The sequence below is a fragment of the Azospirillum oryzae genome (genome assembly GCF_900177515.1).
GTDB lineage: Bacteria > Pseudomonadota > Alphaproteobacteria > Azospirillales > Azospirillaceae > Azospirillum > Azospirillum oryzae_A.
In genome coordinates this window covers 806319-826581 of sequence record NZ_FXAK01000005.1, presented here as the reverse complement: position 1 = coordinate 826581, position 20263 = coordinate 806319, and the positions used below count along the sequence as shown (strand labels likewise).

Genomic DNA, 20263 nt, shown 5'->3' with positions numbered 1-20263 from the left:
CGGTCAGGCTACGCCCGGTACCACCCCTGGCACCACCCACGGCCGCCGCTCGGCGTCGCGCTGGTCGAAGAGGTCGATGGCGTCCTGGTGGCGCAGGGTCAGCGCGACGTCGTCGAGCCCTTCGATCAGACACTCCTTCTTGAAGGGGTCAATGGCGAAGGGCAGCGGCCGTCCGTCGGGGCCGGTAAGCGTCTGGGCCGGCAAATCCACGGTGACGGTGGCACCCGGCGCTTCCTGCAATTGCCGGCGCAGGGCGGCCACCGCGTCCTCCGGCAGGGTGACGGTCAGCAAACCGTTTTTGGCGGCATTGGCGGCGAAGATGTCGCCGAAGCTGGGGGCGACGACGCAGCGGAAGCCGCCGTCCACCAGCGCATAGACCGCCCCCTCCCGCGACGATCCGCAGCCGAAGTTGCGGTCGCTCACCAGGACGCGAGCCCCGGAATAGGCGGGTTCGTCCAGCGGGAAGCCGGGCTTGCGCTCGTCATGGAACAGGAAGTTGCCGTAACCGGCGCTGCGTGGCTTCTTCAGGAAGCGGGCGGGCAGAAGCTGGTCGGTGTCGATGTTGGCGATGTCGAGCGGCACCGCCGGCGCAGTCAGCGTAACAAAGGGGTCCATTTATGAGGCTCCCAACTTGCGGACATCGGTGAGGCGACCGGTCGCGGCGGCGGCGGCGGCCATCGCCGGGCTCATCAGATGCGTGCGGGCGTTCGGCCCCTGGCGGCCGGGGAAGTTGCGGTTGGTGGTGGAGGCGCAGCGCTCCCCCGCCGGAACGAGGTCGCCGTTGATGCCCACGCACATCGAACAGCCTGGCTCCCCCCATTCCAGCCCGGCGTCGATGAAGACGCGGTCCAGCCCCTCCGCTTCCGCCTGCCGGCGCACCGGGACCGACCCCGGAACCACCAGTCCGGGCACCACGGCACGACGCCCGCGCAGCACGGCGGCGGCGGCGCGCAGATCCTCCAGCCGGGCGTTGGTGCAGGAGCCGATGAAGACGCGGTCGATGGATACGTCCTCCAGCGCCATGCCGGGGGCGAGACCCATGTAATCCAGCATCTTTCGCATCTGCCCGGCGCGCACCGGATCGGCCTCGGCGCCCGGATCGGGGACCGCCGCAGTCACCGGAACCGCGGTTTCCGGACTGGTGCCCCAGGTTACGGCCGGCGCGATGGTGGCGGCATCCAGCGTCACCTCGCGGTCGAAGACGGCACCGTCATCGCTGGGCAGGGTCCGCCAATGCTCCACCGCCCGGTCGAACAGCGCGCCTTCGGGGGCGAAGTGCCGCCCCTCGATCCAGGAAAAGGTGGTGTCGTCGGGCGCGATCATGCCGGCGCGGGCACCGGCCTCAATCGACATGTTGCAGACGGTCAGCCGGCCTTCCATCGACAGGCCACGGATGGCGCTGCCGGCATATTCGACGACATGGCCGGCGGCCCCGTCGGCGCCGATGGCGGCGATCACCGCCAGGATCAGGTCCTTGGCCGTCACATGCGGCCCGAGCACGCCGTCCACGGTGACCCGCATGGTCTTGGGACGGCGCTGCCACAGGGTCTGGGTCGCCAGCACATGCGACACCTCGGTGGCGCCGATGCCGAAGGCAAGTGCGCCGAAGGCGCCATGGGTGGAGGTGTGGCTGTCGCCGCAGACGATGGTCAGGCCGGGCAGCGTCAGGCCCTGTTCCGGCGCCAGCACATGGACGATGCCCTGTGCCGGGTCGTGCAGCCCGAAATGGCGCAAGCCGTGGCGGCCGGCGTTCGCCTCCAGCATCGTCACCATGTTGGCGATCTCGGGATCGGCGATCGGCTTTGCCCGGCTGTGCGACGGCACGTAATGGTCGGCGACGGCGAAGGTCAGTTCCGGCCGGCGCACCTTGCGGCCGGCATGGTCGATCATGCCGAAGGCGTGGAAGGAGCCCTCATGCAGGAAATGCCGGTCGATGGCGAGCAGGGCCTGACCGTCGGGCCGGGTCGCCACGACATGGGCGTCCCAGACCTTCTCGAACAGGCTGCGTGGCTGTTGCGTCATTGGGTTTTCTCCTTGACGGCATCGGCCGCGGCCGTCCCGGCGATGCGTCCCAGCGCCACCGCGGTCAGCAGGCCGTTGCCGGACAGATAGCCGGACGCCTTCGATCCAGAGACACCGCAAGCGGCACCGCCGGCGGCATAGAGGTTGGGCAGCGGCTCGCCCCGGGCATCCAGAACGCGCGCATCGTCATCGACGACCAGCCCGCCCTGGGTGTGAAACAGTGCGCCGGTGACGCGGACGGCCCGGTAGGGCGGCACCAGCGGGGCCGAACCGGCGAAGCTGCGGCCGAAGCCGTCGATTCCGCCCGCCGCCTTCAGTCGGTCGATCTCGGCCAACGTAGCGGTCAGGGCGCCCGCGTCGATCTTCATCTGCCGGGCGAGTTCGGCGGGGGTTTCGGCGGTCAGCACCGCGCCCATCGCTTCGGCGTGCCGGAAATCCTCGAACTGGCGGGCGATGCCGGCGATGCGCTCGTCGAACACGGTCCAGGCGATGCCGTCCGGCTGGCGCAGCACGATGGCGGCCTGTTCCGAATAGCCCTGCGCTTCGTTGGAGAAACGCCGGCCCTCGGCATTCACCTGCACGCCGCCCTCGGTGATGGTTGCCCAGGTGACGAGGATGCCGGCGGGATGCGCAACGGAGCCATGGCCCTGGTGCCCCGACAGGTGCCGGGTGGCGGCGCCCAGAGCCTCGCCCCACAGCAGCGCGTCGCCATGGTTGCCGGGATGCCCGAAATAGAGCGCGTCGGCCAGTTCCGGCACATGCCGCTCGACCAGCGCCTTGTTGCCGCCATAGCCGTTGCAGGCGAGAACCAGCGCTCCGCAGCCAACCCGCTCGACGCTGCCGTCCGGGCGAGTGATTTCCACACCGCGCACGGCAGGGCCATCGGCATACAGCGTCGTGACATGCGCCTCGCACAGCACGTCGATGCCCGCGGCCTCGACGGCGCCGCGCAGCCGGTCGATCAGTTCCGCGCCCGAGCGGCTGGGCAGCCCGTGCATGCGCCGCGCGCTGTGTCCCGGATAGCTGAAATTGTCCACCACCGAGAAAGGCAGCCCATAGCGGTCGGCCAGCCATTCCAACGCCGGACCGACCGCCTGGGCGACGCGAGCGACCTCCGCCGGGTCCGGTTCGCCCTTCGCCTTGGCGATGATGTCGGCGGCGAAGCGCTCCGGACTGTCCTCGATTCCGGCATCGCGCTGCCAACGGGTACCCGGCGCCGGGATCAGCCCGGCCGACAGGGCGGTGGAACCCTGGGGCAGCGCGTCACGCTCCAGCACCAGAACGCCGGCGCCCTGCTCATGGGCGGCCAGCGCCGCGACCATGCCGGCCGCCCCGCCGCCGATCACGACGACGGGAACAGTGAACTCGAACTCCACGCCATCGGCGGACAGGATGCGGCTCATTGGTTTGCCACCTCCTCCAGCATGGTGGCGACGCTCGCCACGCGGCAGACCGGGCGCAGCGCGGCGACGGAGACCTCATGCACCTCGCGGCTGAAGGCGGCGCAGCCGTCCTCCAGCAGGACGGCGTCGAACTCGCGGACATGGGCGTCGCGCACGGTCGAGGCGACACCGCCGTTGGTGACGATGCCGCAGACCAGCAGCCGCTCAACCCCACATTTCCGCAGCACCCATTCCAGCCGCGACATGTAGAAGGCGGAATAGGCGACCTTCTCCACCTCCACATCGACCGGCTGGAGCGCGTCCACCGTCCGGTGCCCCCAGCTTCCGGGCTGGAAATCGCCCTTGGCCAGGAAGGGGCGCAGCGATTTCAGGTGGGGCGAGATCATCGGCTCGCCGCCGCGGCCGGGCACCAGGGTGAAGTTGGTGGAGATCACCCAGCCGCCGCGCGAGCGAAGCAGATCGGCCAGCGGCTTCACCCGCTCCGGCAGGGCCAGGATCTCCGGCGCCGTCTGTCCGGCGCGGCCATAGGCGCCGTCCGGGTGGATGAAGTCGTTCTGCAGGTCGCAGACGAGCAGGGCGGTCCGTTCGACAGGAATGGCGGTGCCGCTCATCGAGCGCTCCTTTCCACGATGACGTTGCCGAACCCGTCTACGCGGGCGCTGAGGTCGGGGTCGATCACGGTGGTGGCGTCCGGCTGCTCCAGGATAGCCGGCCCCTGAATGACGGCGCCGACCGGCAGGTCCAGCCGGTTGTAGACGGCGGTCTCGTGCCAGGCCCCGTCGAACCACACCGGACGCGATCCGGCATAGGCGCCTTCCACCGTCGTCCCGGCCGCCGGAGCGAGCGCGGAGAGGTCGAAATGCGGACGGCGGCCGATGGCGGCGGTGCGCAGATTGACGATCTTGGCGCCCACGCCCGGCAGCAAGCGGCTGAAGGACGCCTGATAGGCGCGTTCGAAGGCGGCGCGGATGGTCGCCTCGTCGATCCCGGTCGTGCCGTTCTCGACCGACACCGGCAGCGGCACGGCGACCGTGTGGGTCTGGCCGATATAGTGCATGTCGAGTTCGAAGACGAGGTCGATGCGCTCGACGCTGAGCCCGGCGGACTCCACCACGGCGCGGGCGGCCATGGCCTCCTCGACCATGCGGCGATCGAGCGATCCGGCGTCGATCCCCGCCAGCGGCAGGTTGACCGTCTGCACCTGATCGTGACGGATGTCGGCGATGACGCAGCCGAGCGCGGAGGTCACGCCGGGGAAGCGCGGCACCAGCGCCGCCTTCAGGCCGACCTCCTTGATCAGCGCGCCGACATGCAGCGCCCCGCCGCCGCCGAAGGGCACCGCGGCGAATTTGGCCGGGTCATGGCCGCGCTCGATGGAGACGAGCCGGATGGCGCCTGCCATCTTGCTGTTGGCGATGCGCACCACCGCCTCCGCCGCCGCCATGACGTCGAGGCCGAGCGGCTCGGCGACATGGGTGGCGATGGCGGTGCGGGCGGAATCGACGTCCAGCCGCGCCAGCTTGCCGCCGATGGGACGCTCGGCATTGATGCGGCCGAGAAGCACGTTGGCGTCGGTCAGGGTCGGGCGGGTGTTGCCCTGGCCGTAGCAGACCGGACCCGGCCGCGAGCCGGCGCTCTCCGGCCCGACCTGCAGCATGCCGCCGGGATCGACCCCGGCGATGGAACCGCCGCCGGCGCCGATGGTGATGATCTCGATCATCGGGGTGCGGACGACCAGACCGAAATCGATGGTGGTCTGGGCGGCCAGCATGGTCTGCCCCTCCACCACCAGCGACACGTCGAAGCTGGTGCCGCCGAGGTCCCCGGTGATGACGTTGGGGAAGCCCGCCGCCTTGGAGATCGCCGCCGCGGCGATGACGCCGGCTGCCGGCCCCGACAGGGCGGTGCGCACCGGCAGCCGCCGCGCGGTGTCGGTGGACATCACGCCGCCGTTGGACTGCACGATGTGGAAGCGTCCGCCGAACCCCTCCCCCGCCAGCGCATTGTCGAGCTTGGCGAGATAGCTGCCGACCACCGGCTGGAGATAGGCGTTCAGCGCGGTGGTGGAGGTGCGTTCGAACTCGCGGATTTCCGGCAGGATGCGGGACGAGCATTCAAGGTTGGCGTTCGGCCAGACCTCGCGCGCCGCCTCCAGCGCCGCCAGTTCGTTGGCCGGGTTGGCGTAGGCGTTGATGAAGACGATGGCGAGCGCCTCCGCACCCTGCTCGGCCAGCTTACGGGCGGCGGCGCGGACCTCCTCCGGGTCGATTTCGGTGCGGATGGTGCCGTCGGCCAGCGTGCGCTCCGCCACCTCCAGCCGCATGTCGCGGTCGACGACGGGGACGAAGTCGCCCCACAGGCCCCAGGTTTGGCGGCGGTCGCGGCGGCGCATCTCCAGCACGTCGCGGAAGCCGGCGGTGGTGATGAGGCCGACCTTGGCGCCCTTGCGCTCCAGCAGCGCGTTGGTGCCGACGGTGGTGCCGTGGACGATGGAGCCGAGGTCGGCGACCGGACCAAAGCTCTGCAGCCCGGCGAGGAAGCCGACCGCCTCATCGCCGCGGTTGGAGGGCACCTTGGCGGTGCGGAAGCTGCCGCGCGCCTCGTCGTAGTGGAACAGGTCGGTGAAGGTGCCGCCGACATCGACGCCGACGATGGCGCCTTTTGCCGCACCCTTGGAAATGCCGTTGCTCATGGTCTTGATCCCGGTGTCGTCAGGCGGCGGAGGATTCGCGCAAGGCGGCGGTGGCGGCGAGGTCGAGCGCGCCGTCATCGGTCAACGCCACACCATAGGCGTTACGCGCCGCATCGCGGCCGAGATAACCGAGCCGCACGTCGCGGGCGACAGCCTCCGCATCGCGCCGCTTCGGATCGCCCCAGCCGCCGCCGCCCGGCGTCTCCAGCCGCACGCGCTGGCCATCGCGGATCTTCACGTCGGTGACCTTGGAGGCGAGCGGCGGCGACTTCTCGCCCTCGTCGCTCTGCCAGGTGAAGCGGTTCAGCGCCGCAGGGGTGCCGCCGGCGACGCCGAAGGGCGCGAAGACACCGCGTTCGCCCAGCAGGAAGACGTCGGCGTCGGTCAGCGCCTCGATCTCATAGATCGCCCCGATGCCGCCGCGATGCAGGCCGGCCCCGGCGGAGTCCGGGCGCAAAGCCCATTGGGTGAACATCACCGGATAGGCGGCTTCGAGGATCTCCACCGGCGGGATGGTGGCGGTGGAGATCGGGTTGTTGGCGTGGTTCAGCCCGTCCGTCTCCGGATTGCCGCCCAGGCCGCCGCCGAAGAAGGAGAACATCACCCAGCGCGAGCCGTCCTTGCGGTGGCCGGCCAGCGACAGCGCGTTGATGGTGCCGAAGGGCGCGGCGGTGGCGCGGGCCGGATCGGCGAGCGCCAGCGCGCCGAACACCACGCCGATGACGCGCAGGATGGTCTCGGTATAGCCGCCCACGGGTTTCGGCGGCTTCACCGCCAGCAGCGTGCTTTCCGGGATGACGAAGGTGATCGGGTTGAGGCAGCCGGCATTGGCCGGCACGTCGGTGAAGACATGCTTCAGCGCGACGTAGCAGCAGGCGACCGCCGTCGAATAGGCGATGTTCAGCGGCCCGGCGCAGGGGGCGGAGGACCGCGAGAAGTCCAGCGTCATCCGGTCGCCGGCAATCGTCAGGTCCAACGCGATCAGCAGCCGGTCCGCCGTGATGCCGTCATTGTCGAGGTAATCCTCGAAGCTGTAGACGCCATCCGGCAGTTTGCCGATGGCGCTGCGCATCAGCGCGTCGGCCCGCGCGGTGAAGGCGTCGAAGGCGGCGGCGACCGTCTCTTCACCATGCTCGTCCAGCAGTTCGGTCAGGCGGCGCACGCCCAGATCCAGCGCGTTCAGCTGCCCGTTCAAATCGCCGTAGTTCGACACCGGCACGCGGGAATTGGCGGCGAGGATCGCCAGCAGGTCATGGTTCATCACGCCCGCCTTCACCAGCTTCACCGGCGGGATGCGCACGCCCTCCTGGAAGCTGTCGGTGGCGCGGGCGTTGAAGTTGCCCGGCACATTGCCGCCGATGTCGAGCCAATGGCCGACCGACGCCATCCAGCAGAACAGCCGGCCATCACGGAAGATCGGCCGCACCAGACGGAAGTCGTTCAGGTGGGTGCCGCCGTCATAGGGGTCGTTGAACAGGAAGATGTCGTCGGGATGCAGATCGCCTTCCCGAGCCACCTTGTCGATCACCGCCTTGACCGCGAAGGCCATGGCGCCGACGAAGATCGGCAGGCCGTTGGTGCCCTGCACCAGCGTGGCGCCGGTTTCGGCATGGTAGAGGCCGTGGCAGGCGTCGCGCGCCTCGGCGATGATCGGGTTGAAGGCGGAGCGGTAGAGCGTCGCGTCCATCTCGTCGGCGATCTGCTCCAGCCGGCCCTTCAGGACGGCCAGCGTGACGGGGTCGATTGCGGTGGTTCTGGCAGTATAGTTGGTGGTCATGCTGCGTCCTCCCGCTTGGCGGGGCCAAAGTCCTTATAGGTTTCGCCGAGCGCTAGCATCTCCGGCGTGCCGATCAGCTCGTTCAGCGCGTTGAAGTCGAACATGCGGTCGCGGAAGGGCTGGGTGGTGCCGTGCTGCGCCAGCGAGCCGTAATAGTCCTGCGCTTGACGAGCGAGCGCTCGCACGATGCCGCCGGGGAAGATCACCAGCCGGTAGCCCAGCTCACCCAGCTCGGACGCGGAACTGATCGGCGTCTGCCCGCCCTCCACCATGTTCGCCAGCAACGGTCGAATGCCGCCCAGGTCGGTGGCGATGGCGGACAGCTGCTCCCGGCTTTTCGGCGCCTCGACGAACAGCACGTCGGCCCCGGCCTCGACATAGAGCCGGGCGCGGTCCAGCGCCGCGGAGACGCCCTCCACCGCCACCGCGTCGGTGCGGGCGATGATCAGGGTGCCTTCGCTGGTTCGGGCATCGACCGCCGCCTTGATCTTGCCGGCCATCTCGCCCGCGGGGATCACCGCCTTGTCGGTCAGGTGGCCGCAGCGCTTGGGGAAGCTCTGGTCCTCGAGCTGCAACGCGGTGGCGCCGGCCCGCTCGAACATGCGCACGGTGCGCTGGACGTTCAGCGCGTTGCCGTATCCGGTATCGGCATCGACGATCAGCGGCGTCGGCACCCGGTCACGCACCAGGGCGATGGTGTCCGCCACCTCGCTGACCGACACCAGCCCGATGTCGGGCCGGCCGAGCCGGGTATAGGCGATGGCGGCGCCGGACAGATACAGCGCCTCGAACCCTGCCGCCGTCGCCATTGACGCGGTGAAGGCGTCATAGACGCCGGGGGCCAGCACGACGCGGCTTTCGGACAGCCGCTGTTTGAAGCTGAGGTCGGGCATGGTCATCTCAGGCGCTCCCCCCGGCGGCGGCGGGCGCCGACAGAAGCCGGGTCAGGGTTGAAAGATCGGCCGCGCGGTCGATGGTCTCGACGCAGTCGGCAATGGCGGCGGCGTGGGTCGCGCCCCAGACCGGACCGGCGAGTTCGGCGAACTTCGCCCGCACCTCGTCGGGGCTGTAGGGGTCCTCGGTGTCGCCCTTGTTGGTCAGCGCCTCCGCCGCGAAGCTGCGGCCGTCGGCGAGGGTCAGGCGGACACGGGCCGGGCGCAGGCCGGGAAGGCGGGCGGTCAGGTTCGTGTCCTCGCGCACCGTCACCCGGCGGGCGAGATCGCGGGTGGCCGCAGCCTGCCGGGCCTCGTCACGGAAGGCGTCGGGCGTTGCCGCCCCGTTGGCAAGGAAGGTCGCCAGCGCGAAGGGCAACGAGAATTTCGCCGCCAGCATGTTCTTGGGCTCAGCGCCATTCAGCTGGGCCGCCCAGACATAGGTGTCGACCTCGATGGCCGCGACCTGGTCCGGGGCGATCCGCCCGCCGGCCTGCGCCACGATGTCCCGCAGCGCATCCAGCGCGCCGTGAGTGTAGCGGCAGGCGGCATGGCGCTTGAAATAGTTGCGGGCGATCTCCCAGCGCTCGCCCAGCTCATCGATCATCAACTCCGGGCGGAAATCGCGGGCGATGACACCGCCGAACACGCTGCCCACGCCATCGGTCTCGCCGACAAAGCCGCTGGCCGCGAGATCCCAGGCGGTCAGGCCAAGCTGGTTCGACACGCCGGCATAGGCGTTGCGCACGGTGCCGCCCTCCAGCATCGTCCGCCGGCTGGTGGCGAGGCCGAGGGTGGAGGCGATGTTGATCGTCTCGATCATCGCCGCCGCGTCGGCCCGGTTCAGATGCGCCACCGCCAGCGCCGCCCCCGCCGTGCCCCAGGTCCCGTGCGGGTGGGTGGTGACCAGCAGCTTGGCGGCGATGCCGATGCGCGAGCCGATCTCATAGCCCAGCGCGAGTGCCGTCAGCAGTCCGGCGCCGGAGGATTTCAGCCGCGGCCCCGCGGCCAGCGCCGCCGGCAGCACATGGATGCCCGGATGGCCGCGGGCATACTGGTTGCCCTCGTCCAGTTCCAGCATGGTGCCGGCGACACCGTTCAGGAAGGCGGCCGAACCGGCGGCGAAGCTGCGCCCCGCGCCGATGGCCGGGCAATCTCCGGCGCCGGCGGTCTCGGCCATGCGCTCTGCCAGCGCCCGGCATTCCGGTTCCTGCATGCCGGCGGCGATCACGCCGATGCAGTCGAGCAGCACCAGCTTCGCCCGCTCCACCACCGGGGCCGGCAGGTCGGCGAAGGTCAGGCCGGCGGCGAAGGCGCCCCAGCGGTCGAGCCAGGACGGGCGGGCGGCGGCGAGCAGTTCGCTCGCCGGCTTCACGTCGAAGGACAGGCTTGTCATGTCACCGCTCCCAGGCGGACGGCCCATCAGAGGCCGAGATAGGTGCGTTTCAGTTCAGGGTCGCGCGCGATCTCGTCGGACGGTCCCGACAGCGCGAAGACGCCGTTCTCAAGGATGTAGGCCCGGCGGGCGACCTCCAGCGACTGGACGACGTTCTGCTCCACCAGCAGGATCGCCAGCCCGTCGGCATTCAGCTTGCGGATCAGCCCGAACATCTCTTCCACCACCAGCGGCGAGAGGCCGAGCGACGGTTCGTCGAGGATCAGCAGGCGCGGTTCCGCCATCATGCCGCGGCCGATCGCCAGCATCTGCTGCTCGCCGCCGGACAGGGTGCCGGCGAACTGCGCCTCACGCTCCTTCAGGCGGGGGAAGGTGGCGAAGATGCGCTCCAGGTTCCGCGCCCGGTTCGGCTTGCCGCGGCGGTAGCTGCCGAGTTCCAGATTCTCGCGGATCGACAGGTTTGGGAAGATCTTGCGGCCTTCCGGCACCTGGATCAGCCCTTCCTCCACGATGCGCGCGGCCGGCTTGCCGTCGATGCGGGTGCCGCCGAACCGGATCTCGCCGGTCCAGGGCGGCAGCACGCCGGACAGAACCTTGTTCAGCGTCGTCTTGCCGACGCCGTTGGAGCCCAGCACCGTGACGATCTCGCCCGCATGAACGGCCATGTCGATGCCGCGCAGCACCTCGGTGGCGCCATAGCCGGTCTTCAGTCCGCGGATTTCCAGAAGCTGCTCAGCCATGGGCCGCCCCCTCCGCCTTCAGTCGGGCGGCGGCGCCGTGGCCGAGATAGGCCTCGATCACGCGGGTGTCGGCGCAGACGACGGCGGGGGGACCTTCGGCGATCATGCGGCCCTGGGCCAGCACATAGACGCGCTCGCACAGGTTCATCACCGCCTGCATGACGTGTTCGATCATCAGGATCGTCACCCCTTCGTCGCGGATGCCCCGGATCACCGGAATGATGTCGCGGATCTCCGACGGGTTCAGGCCGGCGAGCACCTCGTCCAGCAAAAGCAGCTTGGGTTCGGTGGCGAGCGCGCGGGCCAGCTCCAGCCGCTTGCGCCCGGCCACCGTCAGCCCGCCAGCCGGCCGGTCCAGCTCGGCGCCCAAGCCCACCCGGCGCGCCACCTCGCGCGCCTTGGCAATGGCGTCGGCCCGCTTTGCATGGCGCAGATAGGCGCCGACCGCGATGTTCTCGCACACCGTCAACCCGGCGAAGGGCTGGACGATCTGGAAGGTGCGGCCGATGCCGCGCTCCGCCCGCCGGTGCGGCTCCTCGGCGGTGATGTCGGTGCCCTCGAAACGGATGCGTCCGTCGGTGGGGGCGATGAAGCCGGAGATCATCGAGAACAGCGTGGTCTTGCCGGCGCCGTTCGGACCGATCAGCCCGATGATGCCGCCGGGCTGTAGCGACAGCGTCGCGCTGTCCACCGCCATCAGCCCGCCGAAACGCTTGGAAACGCCCTCAACGGCCAGCATGGGAAACCTCCTTGGGGCCGCGCGTGACCATCCCGCGGCCACGGTCGCGCAACCGCTCCAGCAGGCCCAGGATGCCGCCGCGGGCAAACGCCACGGCCAGCACCAGCACGCCGCCGAAGACGATCAGGTCGATGCCGGGAATGCGGCCGGCGAACTGCTTGGCGATCTCGCCCAGCCCGTGCAGGGTCAGCGCCCCGACCACCGGGCCGAAGACGGTGCCGACGCCGCCGATGATCGGGGCCAGCAGAAGCTCCACCGAAATCCAGCTGCCATAGGCGATGTTGGCGTCGATGTAGAGGAAGTATTGGGCATAGAGGCAGCCGGACAGCGCCGTCACCGCGCCCGACAGGGCGATGGCGCGCAGCTTCACCTTCAGGGAGTCGACGCCCAGCGCCTTGGCGGCATCCTCGTTCTCGCGCACCGCCACCAGCTGCGCCCCGAAGCGCGAGCGCTGAATCCAGCGCGTCAGCAGCAGCACCGCGGCAACGAAGGCCAGCACCAGCCAATAGAAGACGGCGCGGTCGTCGAATTGCAGATTGGCGGCGCGGACGTCGAGCTTGATCAGCAGGCCGGCAGCCCCGCCGGTGAAGGAGGCGGCGTTGGCGAGGATGCGGAACACCTCGGCGAAGGCCAGCGTCACCAGCGCGAAGTAGGAGCCGCGCAGCCCCGACCGGAAGCTGAGGAAGCCGATCACCCAGCCGACCACACCGCCGGCCACCGTCGCCAGCACCAGACCGGCCCAGGCGTTGACGCCATAGTGCAGTTGCAGGATCGCCGTCGCATAGGCGCCGGTGCCGAAGAAGGCGGCATGGCCAAAGCTGAACTGGCCGCCGAAGCCGCCCAGGATGTTCCAGCCCTGCGCACCCAGCGCCACGATCAGCATGAAGACCAGGAAGTTCAGCACCGGGCTGGAGGTCACAACCAGCGGCAGCAGGGCCGCCAGGATTGTCAGGACGGCGATCGGGATCAGGTCGCGCGCGGTCATGCCTTGGCTCCGAACAGGCCGGTCGGCCGCACCAGCAGCACGGCGATGAAGATCAGGAAGATGCCGATCTGGCCCAGGCTGTCGCCCAGGAACAGGCCGCACAGGCTCTCCACCACGCCGATGAACAGGCCGCCCAGCAGCGCGCCGGGGATCGATCCCATGCCGCCCAGCACCACCACCGTGAAGGCGACCAGCACGAAGGCACCGCCGATGCGCGGGTTGACGTAGAAGGTCGGCATCAGCAGCCCCGCCGCCACCGCAAGACAGGCGCAGCCGAGCCCGAAGGTGACGGCATAGACATGCGGCACGTCGATGCCGACCAGATTGGCGCCCAGCTTCTCCTTGGCGACGGCGCGGATCGCCTTGCCGGTGTCGGTGCGGTTCAGCAGCAGCCACAAGAGACCGGTCACCACCACCGCCACCCCCAGCCCGATCAGGCGCGGGTAGCTGAGCAGCAGCGGCCCCAGCGCCACCACCTGGAAGGAGTAGTCGGTGTCGAGCGTGCGGGTGTCGGACTGGAACAGCGCCAGCAGCACATTCTCCAGCACGATGGACAGGCCCAGCGTGACCAGCAGGATGTTGCCGTCGTCGCCATGGCTGGCCGGCCCGATGACGAAGCGCTGCAGGCCGTAACCGAGCGCGAACATCAGCGGCACCAGCGGCAGGATGGCAAGATAGGGGTCCATCCCCAACACCGCCCAGGCGATCCAGACCGCGAACATCGCGCAGGTCAAAAGCGCGCCATGGGCGAAGTTGATGATGTGGAGCACGCCGTAGATCAGCGTCAGGCCAAGCGCGATCAGGGCATAGACCGCGCCGGTCATCAGACCGTTCAGCGACGCTTCCAGGATGATCTGAGGTGAATACATGGCAGCCCGCGCATGAGGGGAATGGTCCCCTCACCCGCTCTGCGATGCGCCTGCGTGTGGCGCCGCGGACGGGTGGGGGGAATGCGGAGGTGCGACGGCGAAAAAACCGATCAGGCCGCCGGGAAGTTGGCCTTCGCCTCGGCGAATGCCTCCGGATAGATCACCTTGATGTCCTCACCCTGGATCTGGGTGTTGATCGGGGTGGCGCCCTCGTTCTGGCCATTGACGAACTTCGTCGGGCCATAGGGCATGATGTGGCCGGCAAAGGTGGAGGCGTTCAGCGCCTCGATGATCTTCTTGCGGTCGGTGGAGCCTGCGCGCTCAATGGCGTCAGCCAGCAACAGCACGTTCGAATAGTTCAGCGAGACATTGTAGGCGAAGGACTTGCCCTGCCCTTCCACCGTCTTGCGCAGGGCGAGAGCCTTCGGGTTCTTCGGATCGTGCCAATGGTTGCAGTCGATGACGTTCTGGGCCGCCTGCGGGAATTCCTTGACGAAGCGGCCGTTCGACGCCGCACCGCCCAGGATCGCATAGACACCCTTCGGCTTGATGCGCTGCTGCTGCATGGTGCGGGCGAGCAGCACGAATTCGCCATAGTAGTTGGACGGAATGACCAGATCGGGGTTCAGCGAGCGGATGCGCAGCGCCACGTTGGACATGTCGCGCGCCGGCGTCGGATGGGCGATGGTCTCCAGAATCTCGAAGCCGCGCTTGGGCAGTTCCGCCTGAAGCAGCTTGGCGAGGCCGGAGCCGAACAGCCCGTCCTCATGCACCAGCACCACGGTCTTGGCCGGCTTGCCCGCCTTGTCGTTGATGGCGGACAAGTTGTCGAGCGCCACCTGCGTGACCTTGCCGAAGCCGGGGCTGAAGCGGAAGGTGTTGGTCAGACCGCGCGACATGATTTGATCCGACACGCCGACATCGACCAGATAGGGCAGGTCGTAGCGCGCCGCCGCCTGCGACGCCGCAAGGCAGATCGGGCTGGCGAAGCCGCCGACGATGGCGCAGACGCCGTCGGCCTGCATGCGCTCCACCTCCTGCGTGCCGGCTTCGGGCATCGAACGGGCGTCGCCGAACACCATCTCCAGCTTGGCGCCGCCCAGCGACTTGATGCCGCCGGCCGCGTTGATCTCGTTGATCGCGATTTCCGCGCCCAGCCGGCCCAGATCGCCGTCATGGGCAAGCGCGCCGGTCACCGGCTGGAGGATGCCGACCTTCACCGCCGAGGTCTGCGCCCGTAGGATCGACGGGGCGGCCACCGGCACGGTGACGAAGGCGGCGGCAGCCGCACCGGCCTTCAGCACCGTGCGGCGGGAAATCCCGGAGATCGCGGAGTCCTGAACCGAACGTCCCATAACGCTCAACTCCTCTGTTTGATTGCCCGCGTGCTGCGGGTGGGCTTTTCGCCCAGTTTGCTTTTGTCGGTTTTGCTCTTGTCGGTTCGCGGCCAGCCCAGGGCGGGGCTCCAGCGCCGTTCGCCGTCGTTGCCGGTGCGCACCAGATCCATGTGAAAGCTGTAGCGGTCGGGCCGGTACAGCGCGTGCAGATGCTCGACGCCCCGGCCGGACGGCTCGTAGACGATGCGGGTCAGGGTCAGCAGCGGCGATCCGATCTCCAGATCCAGCGCCGCCGCCGCTTCGGGACCGGCAAGCGTCGCGTTGATCGCCTGGGTGGCGCGCTCCGTCGTCACGCCCGATCGTTCGATCAACTCCAGCAGCGGACGCGCCGCCAGTTCCGCCTCCGAATAGGTCAGGCCGATCCATTCCGGCACGTGGGTGGTCAGGTAGGAAAACGGCTCTCCGTCGATCAGGCGCACGCGCACCGACCGTTGGACCCGCTCGCCGGGCTTCAGACCCAGGCTCTCGGCAATGGATTCGGATGGAATACCGTAACCGAAGGACAGCAGCTTCACATCGGTGCTGCGGCCCATGTCGATCAGATGCGACAGGACGTTCGACAGATCGGCGACGATGGGACGGACGGCGCGCGTGTCGTGGACGAAGGTGCCGGAGCCGGCCTTGCGCTGCACCAGCCCTTCCTTTTCCAGAAGGTCGAGCGCACGGCGCACGGTGACCCGCGACACCGCATGTTCGGCCGCCAGCGCCGGTTCGCCCGGCAGCCGCCCGCCCGGCGGCAGTTCGCCGGCGACGATGCGGTCACGCAGCAGCAGATAGATCCTGCGCGCCTTCAGGGGTTCGACCGCCGACTTCACAGTACTCCGCCTCCCCTTCACCGGAAACCGTCGTCTGTTCATTCATCAGACAGGAACCTGTATGATGAATAATACAGCTTTGGTCAACAGCGATGTTGGGAGCGCCAACGGTTGCGGCCCGCACCCGTGCCTTATCAGCGGGAACGGGCGCGGTCGGGACGGAGGGCAACGACGGATGCACCATCGCGGCCCGATGCGGCAGCGACGGATTTCATTCCCCCGGCGACGTCATCCGCAGCGGCGTCGGGCGTCAGGGTCAGATAGCGCACGCAGCTGACCCGCAGGAAGGACGCGAGGTTCTGGACGCTACCGTGAACCTCCACTACCTCGTCATAGAGCGTGACGATCAGGCGGTTGGTGGTGGTTCCCTGTTCGGCGGCGATGCCGGCCAGGACGTTCCAGAACAGGTTCTCCAGCCGGATGCTGGTCACCATGCCATGGATTCGGACCGAACGGGACCGGGCCTCGTACAGGATCGGGTCGGTGTTGACAAAGATTTGGCACATGCGCCGATCCTCCTCCAACGATGGACCTGTTCCTTATCGAAGCCGGCTCATCCCCGACGAACCGCGTTTCGCTGGATGCCGTGCTGGCTCATCTTGCGATACAGGGTGCTGCGCGAAATCCCCAAGACCGCCGCGGCATCCGACAGGTTCCCGCCGGTGGCGGCGATCACATCCTCGATCGTTCGCTGCTCGGTGACCGTGAGCGACATAGGCACCGGACCAGCCGGTCCCGCGACCGCCGGATAGGGCGACGGCCACCCGCCGGTCTCCAGGCAGCCGCAGGCGTCGCGCAGCTCGTCGGGTAGATCGTGGACATCGACGGTTCCACCGGTGGACAGCAGGATCGCGCGCTCCACCACATTGCGCAGTTCCCGCACATTGCCCGGCCAGTCGTGGCCCTGCAGCAGATCCAGTGCCGCGGCGGTGAAACGAACGGGTGCGCGGCCATGCCGCTCCGCCAGAACCCCGTTGAAGTGGGAGATCAGGCGCGGAACGTCGCCATGGCGCTCGCGCAAGGGCGGCACCCGCAGGGCCGTCACGGCAAGGCGGTGATACAGATCGCGGCGGAAGCGGCCGGCGGCGACCTCCTGCCGCAGGTTCCGGTTGGTCATGGCGAGCAGCCGCACCGACACCCGGCGCGGGACATTGTCGCCAATCCGGTACAGCACCCCCTCCTCCAGCACCCGCAGCAGATAGGGCTGAAGGTCGAGCGGCAGTTCGCCGATCTCGTCCAGGCACAGCGTGCCGCCGTCCGCCAGTTCGAACCGGCCGATCCTACCCTCCGCCGCAGCACCGGTGAAGGCGCCGCGCACATAGCCGAACAGCTCGCTTCCCAGCATCTCACGCGACACCGCGCCGCAATTGAACGGCACGAAGGGGCCGCCGGCCACCGCGCTGTGGCCGTGGATGGCGCGCGCGAACAGCTCCTTGCCGACGCCGGTCTCGCCTTCGATCAGGATGGGGACCGGCAGCGGCGCCAGACGCTCCCCCTGCCCGATCACCATGCGCAGGCTGTCGCTGGCCCCGACGATGTCGGCGAAGCGGCAGCGGCTGCGGTCGGATTCGTCCGGTACCGCCCGACGCCCGGCTGAGGGACGGGGCGACGCCGAACCGGGAATGACCAGCAGCGTTCCACGCCGCTCGCCATCCAGCATCAGCGGACGGACCCAGTCGGACGGAACCGGCATCCGGCCGCCGGCGCCGCCTTCCAACCCGACAAGGGGCAGCTTCGTCCCCCGGCTCAGCGGCGGCAGATCCGACCCAAGGCTCGCCTTCAGCAGATGCGCCGCCTTGCGGCTGGCGAAGAGAAGGCGCCCGCGCGCATCCAGCGCGATCAACCCCTCGCCGGCGTATTTCTGGCTGTCCTCCAGGCAGGCCTCCAGAAGCCGCACATGCTCGGCCTCCGTCTGGCGGGCAAGGTTCCATTCCACCTGCCGGGCGGCGACCACCGCCAGCGCCAGCGCCTGCCCGCTGAAGCTCTGTTTCAGGCCGGAGATGTCGAGCAGCCCGACGACCGATCCGTCGACCGGGTCATGGATCGGCGCGCCGGCGCAGCTCCACCCCTTGATGCCGGCGCAGTAATGCTCCGCCGACTGGACCAGCACCGGCTGCTTGGAGGCGAGCGCCGTGCCGATGCCGTTGGTGCCGGCGCAGGTTTCGCCCCACTGGCCGCCGCAGGCAAGGCTGATGTCGCGGGCCGCGTTCATCGTCGCGCGGTCGCCAGCGGCCTCCAGCACCACGCCGTTGGCATCGGTGATCAGCATCACCGTCCGCGTTCCGGCCAGCAGGTTCGCCGCCTCCGCCAGGGTGGTGGCGGCGGCCTGCAGCAGATCGCGGTTGTCACGGCGCAGGGACTCGACAAGGTCGCTGCCAACCACCGGGGCCGCATCCGCCCGCGCATCGACCAGGAAGCTCTGGCAGCGTGCCCAGGATCGGATGACCACGTCGCGGACCGGCAGATTCTCCCGCCGGGACCCGGAGACGAAATCCTCCCACGCCTTCATCGTCGCCTTTTCGCCGTCCACCAGCGCATGGAACGCCGGACCGGACGAAGCAACGGCCAGACGGCCGACACCGATCTGTTCGTTGGCCAACACAGTCCCCTCCCTGCTTCACGGCGTCTTTCGCGGTTTTCCCGTCGCGCCGATTGACCTTGAACGGGGGTGCGGGGACTTGCCCCGATTTGCTCCGCGTCCAAGATTGTTTGTGTAGAAAATTATAAGCCGGACCGAAGCGGGAGCGGTAGTAGCGGAATACTCTATGGCCTTTTTCCTGTGTTTTTCCCCGAAGGTGGAAGCGGGTGGTCGCGGCAAGGCGGGGTCAGCTGCGTCCGTATCGCTCCATCCCGCCGCCGCGGGCCGGACCGGCGGTGGGGTCTACGTCGTCGGGGATGTCGGCGACCAGGGTATGGGTGGTCAGGATCAGCTTGGCGACCGACACCGCGTTCAGCAATGCCAGCGTGGTGACCTTGACCGGATCGATGATCCCGGCGGCGAACAGGTCACCGAAACGGCCGGTGCGGGCGTCGAAGCCGGAGCCTTCGGGAAGCCCGGCGATCCGGGCGGCTACCCCGGCCCCGTCCAACCCGCCATTCTCCGCGATGCAGATCACGGGCCGCAGCATCGCCCGCTGCACCAGCTTTACCCCTGCACGCTCGCCTTCCCCCACATCCGCGGCCAACCGGTCGAGCAGCGGGGCGATGCGGGCGAGCGCGGTGCCGCCGCCCGGCACCACCCCGTCCGCCAGCGCCGCGCGGGCGGCGGCGAGCGAATCCTCCAGAAGCTGGGCGGTGCGCTTCTGCTCCACTGGCGTGGCGCCGCCGACCTCGATCAGGGCGGTGCCGTGCGTCAGCTTCGCCAGCCGCTGGGACAGCTTGTCCCGCTCGATGTTGGGCGGCGCCTCCTCCCACTGCCGCTGCACCAGGGCGCGGCGGGCGGCCAGCGCGTCCGGATCGCCATGGCCGCGCAGGAGGGTGGTGCGGCCGGCGGACACCTCGATGCGGTCGGCGGCCCCGAGATCCTCCGCCGTCACGCCGTCGAGGCGTCCGCCGAGATCGCGGGCGATCACGCGCCCGCCGGTCAGGATCGCGATGTCCTCCATCATCGCCTGACGCCAATGGCCGAATTCCGGAGGATTGATCGCCACCACCGCGGCCCGGCCGTCGCGGCGCAACGCCATCAGCGCCGCCACCACCTCCGGCGCGACACTGTCGGCGACAACCAGCAGAGGACGCTTGTCTCCAAGGCGGTCGATCAGGCGCAGGATCGGTTCCGGATCGGCGATCTTGTGGTCTGTCATCAGGATGCGGGGCTGCTCCAGCACCGCGGTCTGGCCGGTCGGCTCGGTCGCCATGTGATGGGACAGGAAGCCACGGTCCAGCACCATGCCCTCCAGCACATGCAGCGCGGTCGGCGCGCCCGGCTGGCCGTATTCGATGTCGATCACGCCCTCCGGCCCCACCCGGCGCAATGCATCCGCCACCAGCCGGCCCAGCACCGGGTCGGTCGCCGCGACGGTCGCCACCTGTTCCAGTTGCCCATCGCGCTCCAGCGGCCGGGCCATGCCGCGGAGGTGGTCGACGACGAAGCCGCAGGCGCGCTCCATCCCCTCCACCAGTTCGACCGAGCCATGGCCATCGGCGAGCACGGAAACGCCGTCCTGGATCAGCGCGTCGGCCAGCACGGTTGCGGTGGTGGTGCCGTCGCCGGCCACGTCGTTGGTCTGCTTCGACACCTCGCGCACCACCTGGGCGCCCATGTTTTCGAAGCGGCAGGGCAGCTCGATCTCGGCGGCGATGCTGACGCCGTCGCGGGAGATCATCGGCGTGCCGATGGTGCGGTCGATGATCGCGTTCGTCCCCTTCGGCCCCAGCGTGCCGCGCACCGCCAGCGCCAGCTTGCCCACCCCACGGGCAAGCGCGGCCCGCGCCTCGGCACGGTGCAGCATCATCTTCGGCATGGCGTCTGTCCCTCCCATTCTTGATTTTGCGGA

At 69.2% G+C, this 20263-nt stretch carries 17 protein-coding genes; all 17 read right to left on the bottom strand.

Going from position 1 to position 20263, the window contains the following annotated elements:
• Positions 1 to 3 precede the first annotated feature (3 nt).
• The 17 genes from leuD to B9N97_RS11975 all read right to left on the bottom strand — a co-directional run bounded on the left by leuD (position 4) and on the right by B9N97_RS11975 (position 20230).
• Positions 4 to 615, bottom strand: coding sequence for a 3-isopropylmalate dehydratase small subunit (leuD, locus tag B9N97_RS12055; protein ID WP_085086580.1), 612 nt, complete (start codon positions 613 to 615; stop codon positions 4 to 6).
• A complete protein-coding gene (gene leuC, locus B9N97_RS12050; protein ID WP_085086578.1) occupies positions 616 to 2022 on the bottom strand; it encodes a 3-isopropylmalate dehydratase large subunit in 1407 nt (468 codons plus the stop codon).
• Positions 2019 to 3425 carry an FAD-dependent oxidoreductase gene (locus B9N97_RS12045; protein WP_085086576.1) on the bottom strand — a complete coding sequence of 469 codons (1407 nt, stop codon included), beginning with the start codon at positions 3423 to 3425 and terminating at the stop codon, positions 2019 to 2021. Before B9N97_RS12045 ends, leuC begins: the two co-directional genes overlap by 4 nt.
• Positions 3422 to 4036, bottom strand: coding sequence for a cysteine hydrolase family protein (locus B9N97_RS12040; protein ID WP_085086574.1), 615 nt, complete (start codon positions 4034 to 4036; stop codon positions 3422 to 3424). Before B9N97_RS12040 ends, B9N97_RS12045 begins: the two co-directional genes overlap by 4 nt.
• Positions 4033 to 6117, bottom strand: coding sequence for a hydantoinase/oxoprolinase family protein (locus B9N97_RS12035; RefSeq protein ID WP_085086777.1), 2085 nt, complete (start codon positions 6115 to 6117; stop codon positions 4033 to 4035). Before B9N97_RS12035 ends, B9N97_RS12040 begins: the two co-directional genes overlap by 4 nt.
• 19 nt (positions 6118 to 6136) lie before the next feature.
• Complete coding sequence (locus B9N97_RS12030; protein ID WP_085086572.1) at positions 6137 to 7894, bottom strand: hydantoinase B/oxoprolinase family protein; 1758 nt, start codon at positions 7892 to 7894, stop codon at positions 6137 to 6139.
• Positions 7891 to 8793 carry an isocitrate lyase/PEP mutase family protein gene (locus tag B9N97_RS12025; protein ID WP_085086570.1) on the bottom strand — a complete coding sequence of 301 codons (903 nt, stop codon included), beginning with the start codon at positions 8791 to 8793 and terminating at the stop codon, positions 7891 to 7893. Before B9N97_RS12025 ends, B9N97_RS12030 begins: the two co-directional genes overlap by 4 nt.
• A gap of 1 nt (position 8794) precedes the next feature.
• Positions 8795 to 10222 carry an MmgE/PrpD family protein gene (locus tag B9N97_RS12020; RefSeq protein WP_085086568.1) on the bottom strand — a complete coding sequence of 476 codons (1428 nt, stop codon included), beginning with the start codon at positions 10220 to 10222 and terminating at the stop codon, positions 8795 to 8797.
• Positions 10223 to 10248: 26 nt separating this feature from the next.
• Complete coding sequence (locus B9N97_RS12015; protein WP_085086566.1) at positions 10249 to 10962, bottom strand: ABC transporter ATP-binding protein; 714 nt, start codon at positions 10960 to 10962, stop codon at positions 10249 to 10251.
• Positions 10955 to 11701 carry an ABC transporter ATP-binding protein gene (locus B9N97_RS12010; protein ID WP_085086564.1) on the bottom strand — a complete coding sequence of 249 codons (747 nt, stop codon included), beginning with the start codon at positions 11699 to 11701 and terminating at the stop codon, positions 10955 to 10957. Before B9N97_RS12010 ends, B9N97_RS12015 begins: the two co-directional genes overlap by 8 nt.
• Positions 11688 to 12686, bottom strand: coding sequence for a branched-chain amino acid ABC transporter permease (locus B9N97_RS12005; protein WP_085086562.1), 999 nt, complete (start codon positions 12684 to 12686; stop codon positions 11688 to 11690). Before B9N97_RS12005 ends, B9N97_RS12010 begins: the two co-directional genes overlap by 14 nt.
• Positions 12683 to 13555, bottom strand: coding sequence for a branched-chain amino acid ABC transporter permease (locus tag B9N97_RS12000; protein ID WP_085086560.1), 873 nt, complete (start codon positions 13553 to 13555; stop codon positions 12683 to 12685). Before B9N97_RS12000 ends, B9N97_RS12005 begins: the two co-directional genes overlap by 4 nt.
• A gap of 110 nt (positions 13556 to 13665) precedes the next feature.
• The gene (locus B9N97_RS11995) at positions 13666 to 14910 is read right to left on the bottom strand and encodes an ABC transporter substrate-binding protein (RefSeq protein WP_085086558.1); all 1245 of its coding nucleotides are present in this window, start codon (positions 14908 to 14910) and stop codon (positions 13666 to 13668) included.
• Positions 14911 to 14915: 5 nt separating this feature from the next.
• On the bottom strand, positions 14916 to 15767 hold the full coding sequence (locus tag B9N97_RS11990) for a GntR family transcriptional regulator (RefSeq protein ID WP_085086556.1): 852 nt from the start codon (positions 15765 to 15767) through the stop codon (positions 14916 to 14918).
• Positions 15768 to 15901: 134 nt separating this feature from the next.
• Positions 15902 to 16273, bottom strand: coding sequence for a ribbon-helix-helix domain-containing protein (locus B9N97_RS11985; protein ID WP_085086554.1), 372 nt, complete (start codon positions 16271 to 16273; stop codon positions 15902 to 15904).
• Positions 16274 to 16320: 47 nt separating this feature from the next.
• On the bottom strand, positions 16321 to 18369 hold the full coding sequence (locus tag B9N97_RS11980; RefSeq protein ID WP_085086552.1) for a sigma-54-dependent Fis family transcriptional regulator: 2049 nt from the start codon (positions 18367 to 18369) through the stop codon (positions 16321 to 16323).
• Positions 18370 to 18592: 223 nt separating this feature from the next.
• Positions 18593 to 20230, bottom strand: coding sequence for a molecular chaperone GroEL (locus tag B9N97_RS11975; RefSeq protein ID WP_085086550.1), 1638 nt, complete (start codon positions 20228 to 20230; stop codon positions 18593 to 18595).
• Between the last annotated feature and the right edge of the window lie 33 nt (positions 20231 to 20263).

Bases quoted from the DNA above. Each gene is read 5' to 3' on its own strand.
- leuC (WP_085086578.1), bottom strand. From the start codon at position 2,022: ATGACGCAACAGCCACGCAGCCTGTTCGAGAAGGTCTGGGACGCCCAT.
- B9N97_RS12010 (WP_085086564.1), bottom strand. From the start codon at position 11,701: ATGCTGGCCGTTGAGGGCGTTTCCAAGCGTTTCGGCGGGCTGATGGCG.
- B9N97_RS12015 (WP_085086566.1), bottom strand. From the start codon at position 10,962: ATGGCTGAGCAGCTTCTGGAAATCCGCGGACTGAAGACCGGCTATGGC.
- B9N97_RS11985 (WP_085086554.1), bottom strand. From the start codon at position 16,273: ATGTGCCAAATCTTTGTCAACACCGACCCGATCCTGTACGAGGCCCGG.
- B9N97_RS12045 (WP_085086576.1), bottom strand. From the start codon at position 3,425: ATGAGCCGCATCCTGTCCGCCGATGGCGTGGAGTTCGAGTTCACTGTT.
- B9N97_RS12040 (WP_085086574.1), bottom strand. From the start codon at position 4,036: ATGAGCGGCACCGCCATTCCTGTCGAACGGACCGCCCTGCTCGTCTGC.
- B9N97_RS12035 (WP_085086777.1), bottom strand. From the start codon at position 6,117: ATGAGCAACGGCATTTCCAAGGGTGCGGCAAAAGGCGCCATCGTCGGC.
- B9N97_RS12025 (WP_085086570.1), bottom strand. From the start codon at position 8,793: ATGACCATGCCCGACCTCAGCTTCAAACAGCGGCTGTCCGAAAGCCGC.
- leuD (WP_085086580.1), bottom strand. From the start codon at position 615: ATGGACCCCTTTGTTACGCTGACTGCGCCGGCGGTGCCGCTCGACATC.
- B9N97_RS12030 (WP_085086572.1), bottom strand. From the start codon at position 7,894: ATGACCACCAACTATACTGCCAGAACCACCGCAATCGACCCCGTCACG.
- B9N97_RS12000 (WP_085086560.1), bottom strand. From the start codon at position 13,555: ATGTATTCACCTCAGATCATCCTGGAAGCGTCGCTGAACGGTCTGATG.
- B9N97_RS11975 (WP_085086550.1), bottom strand. From the start codon at position 20,230: ATGCCGAAGATGATGCTGCACCGTGCCGAGGCGCGGGCCGCGCTTGCC.
- B9N97_RS12020 (WP_085086568.1), bottom strand. From the start codon at position 10,222: ATGACAAGCCTGTCCTTCGACGTGAAGCCGGCGAGCGAACTGCTCGCC.
- B9N97_RS11995 (WP_085086558.1), bottom strand. From the start codon at position 14,910: ATGGGACGTTCGGTTCAGGACTCCGCGATCTCCGGGATTTCCCGCCGC.
- B9N97_RS12005 (WP_085086562.1), bottom strand. From the start codon at position 12,686: ATGACCGCGCGCGACCTGATCCCGATCGCCGTCCTGACAATCCTGGCG.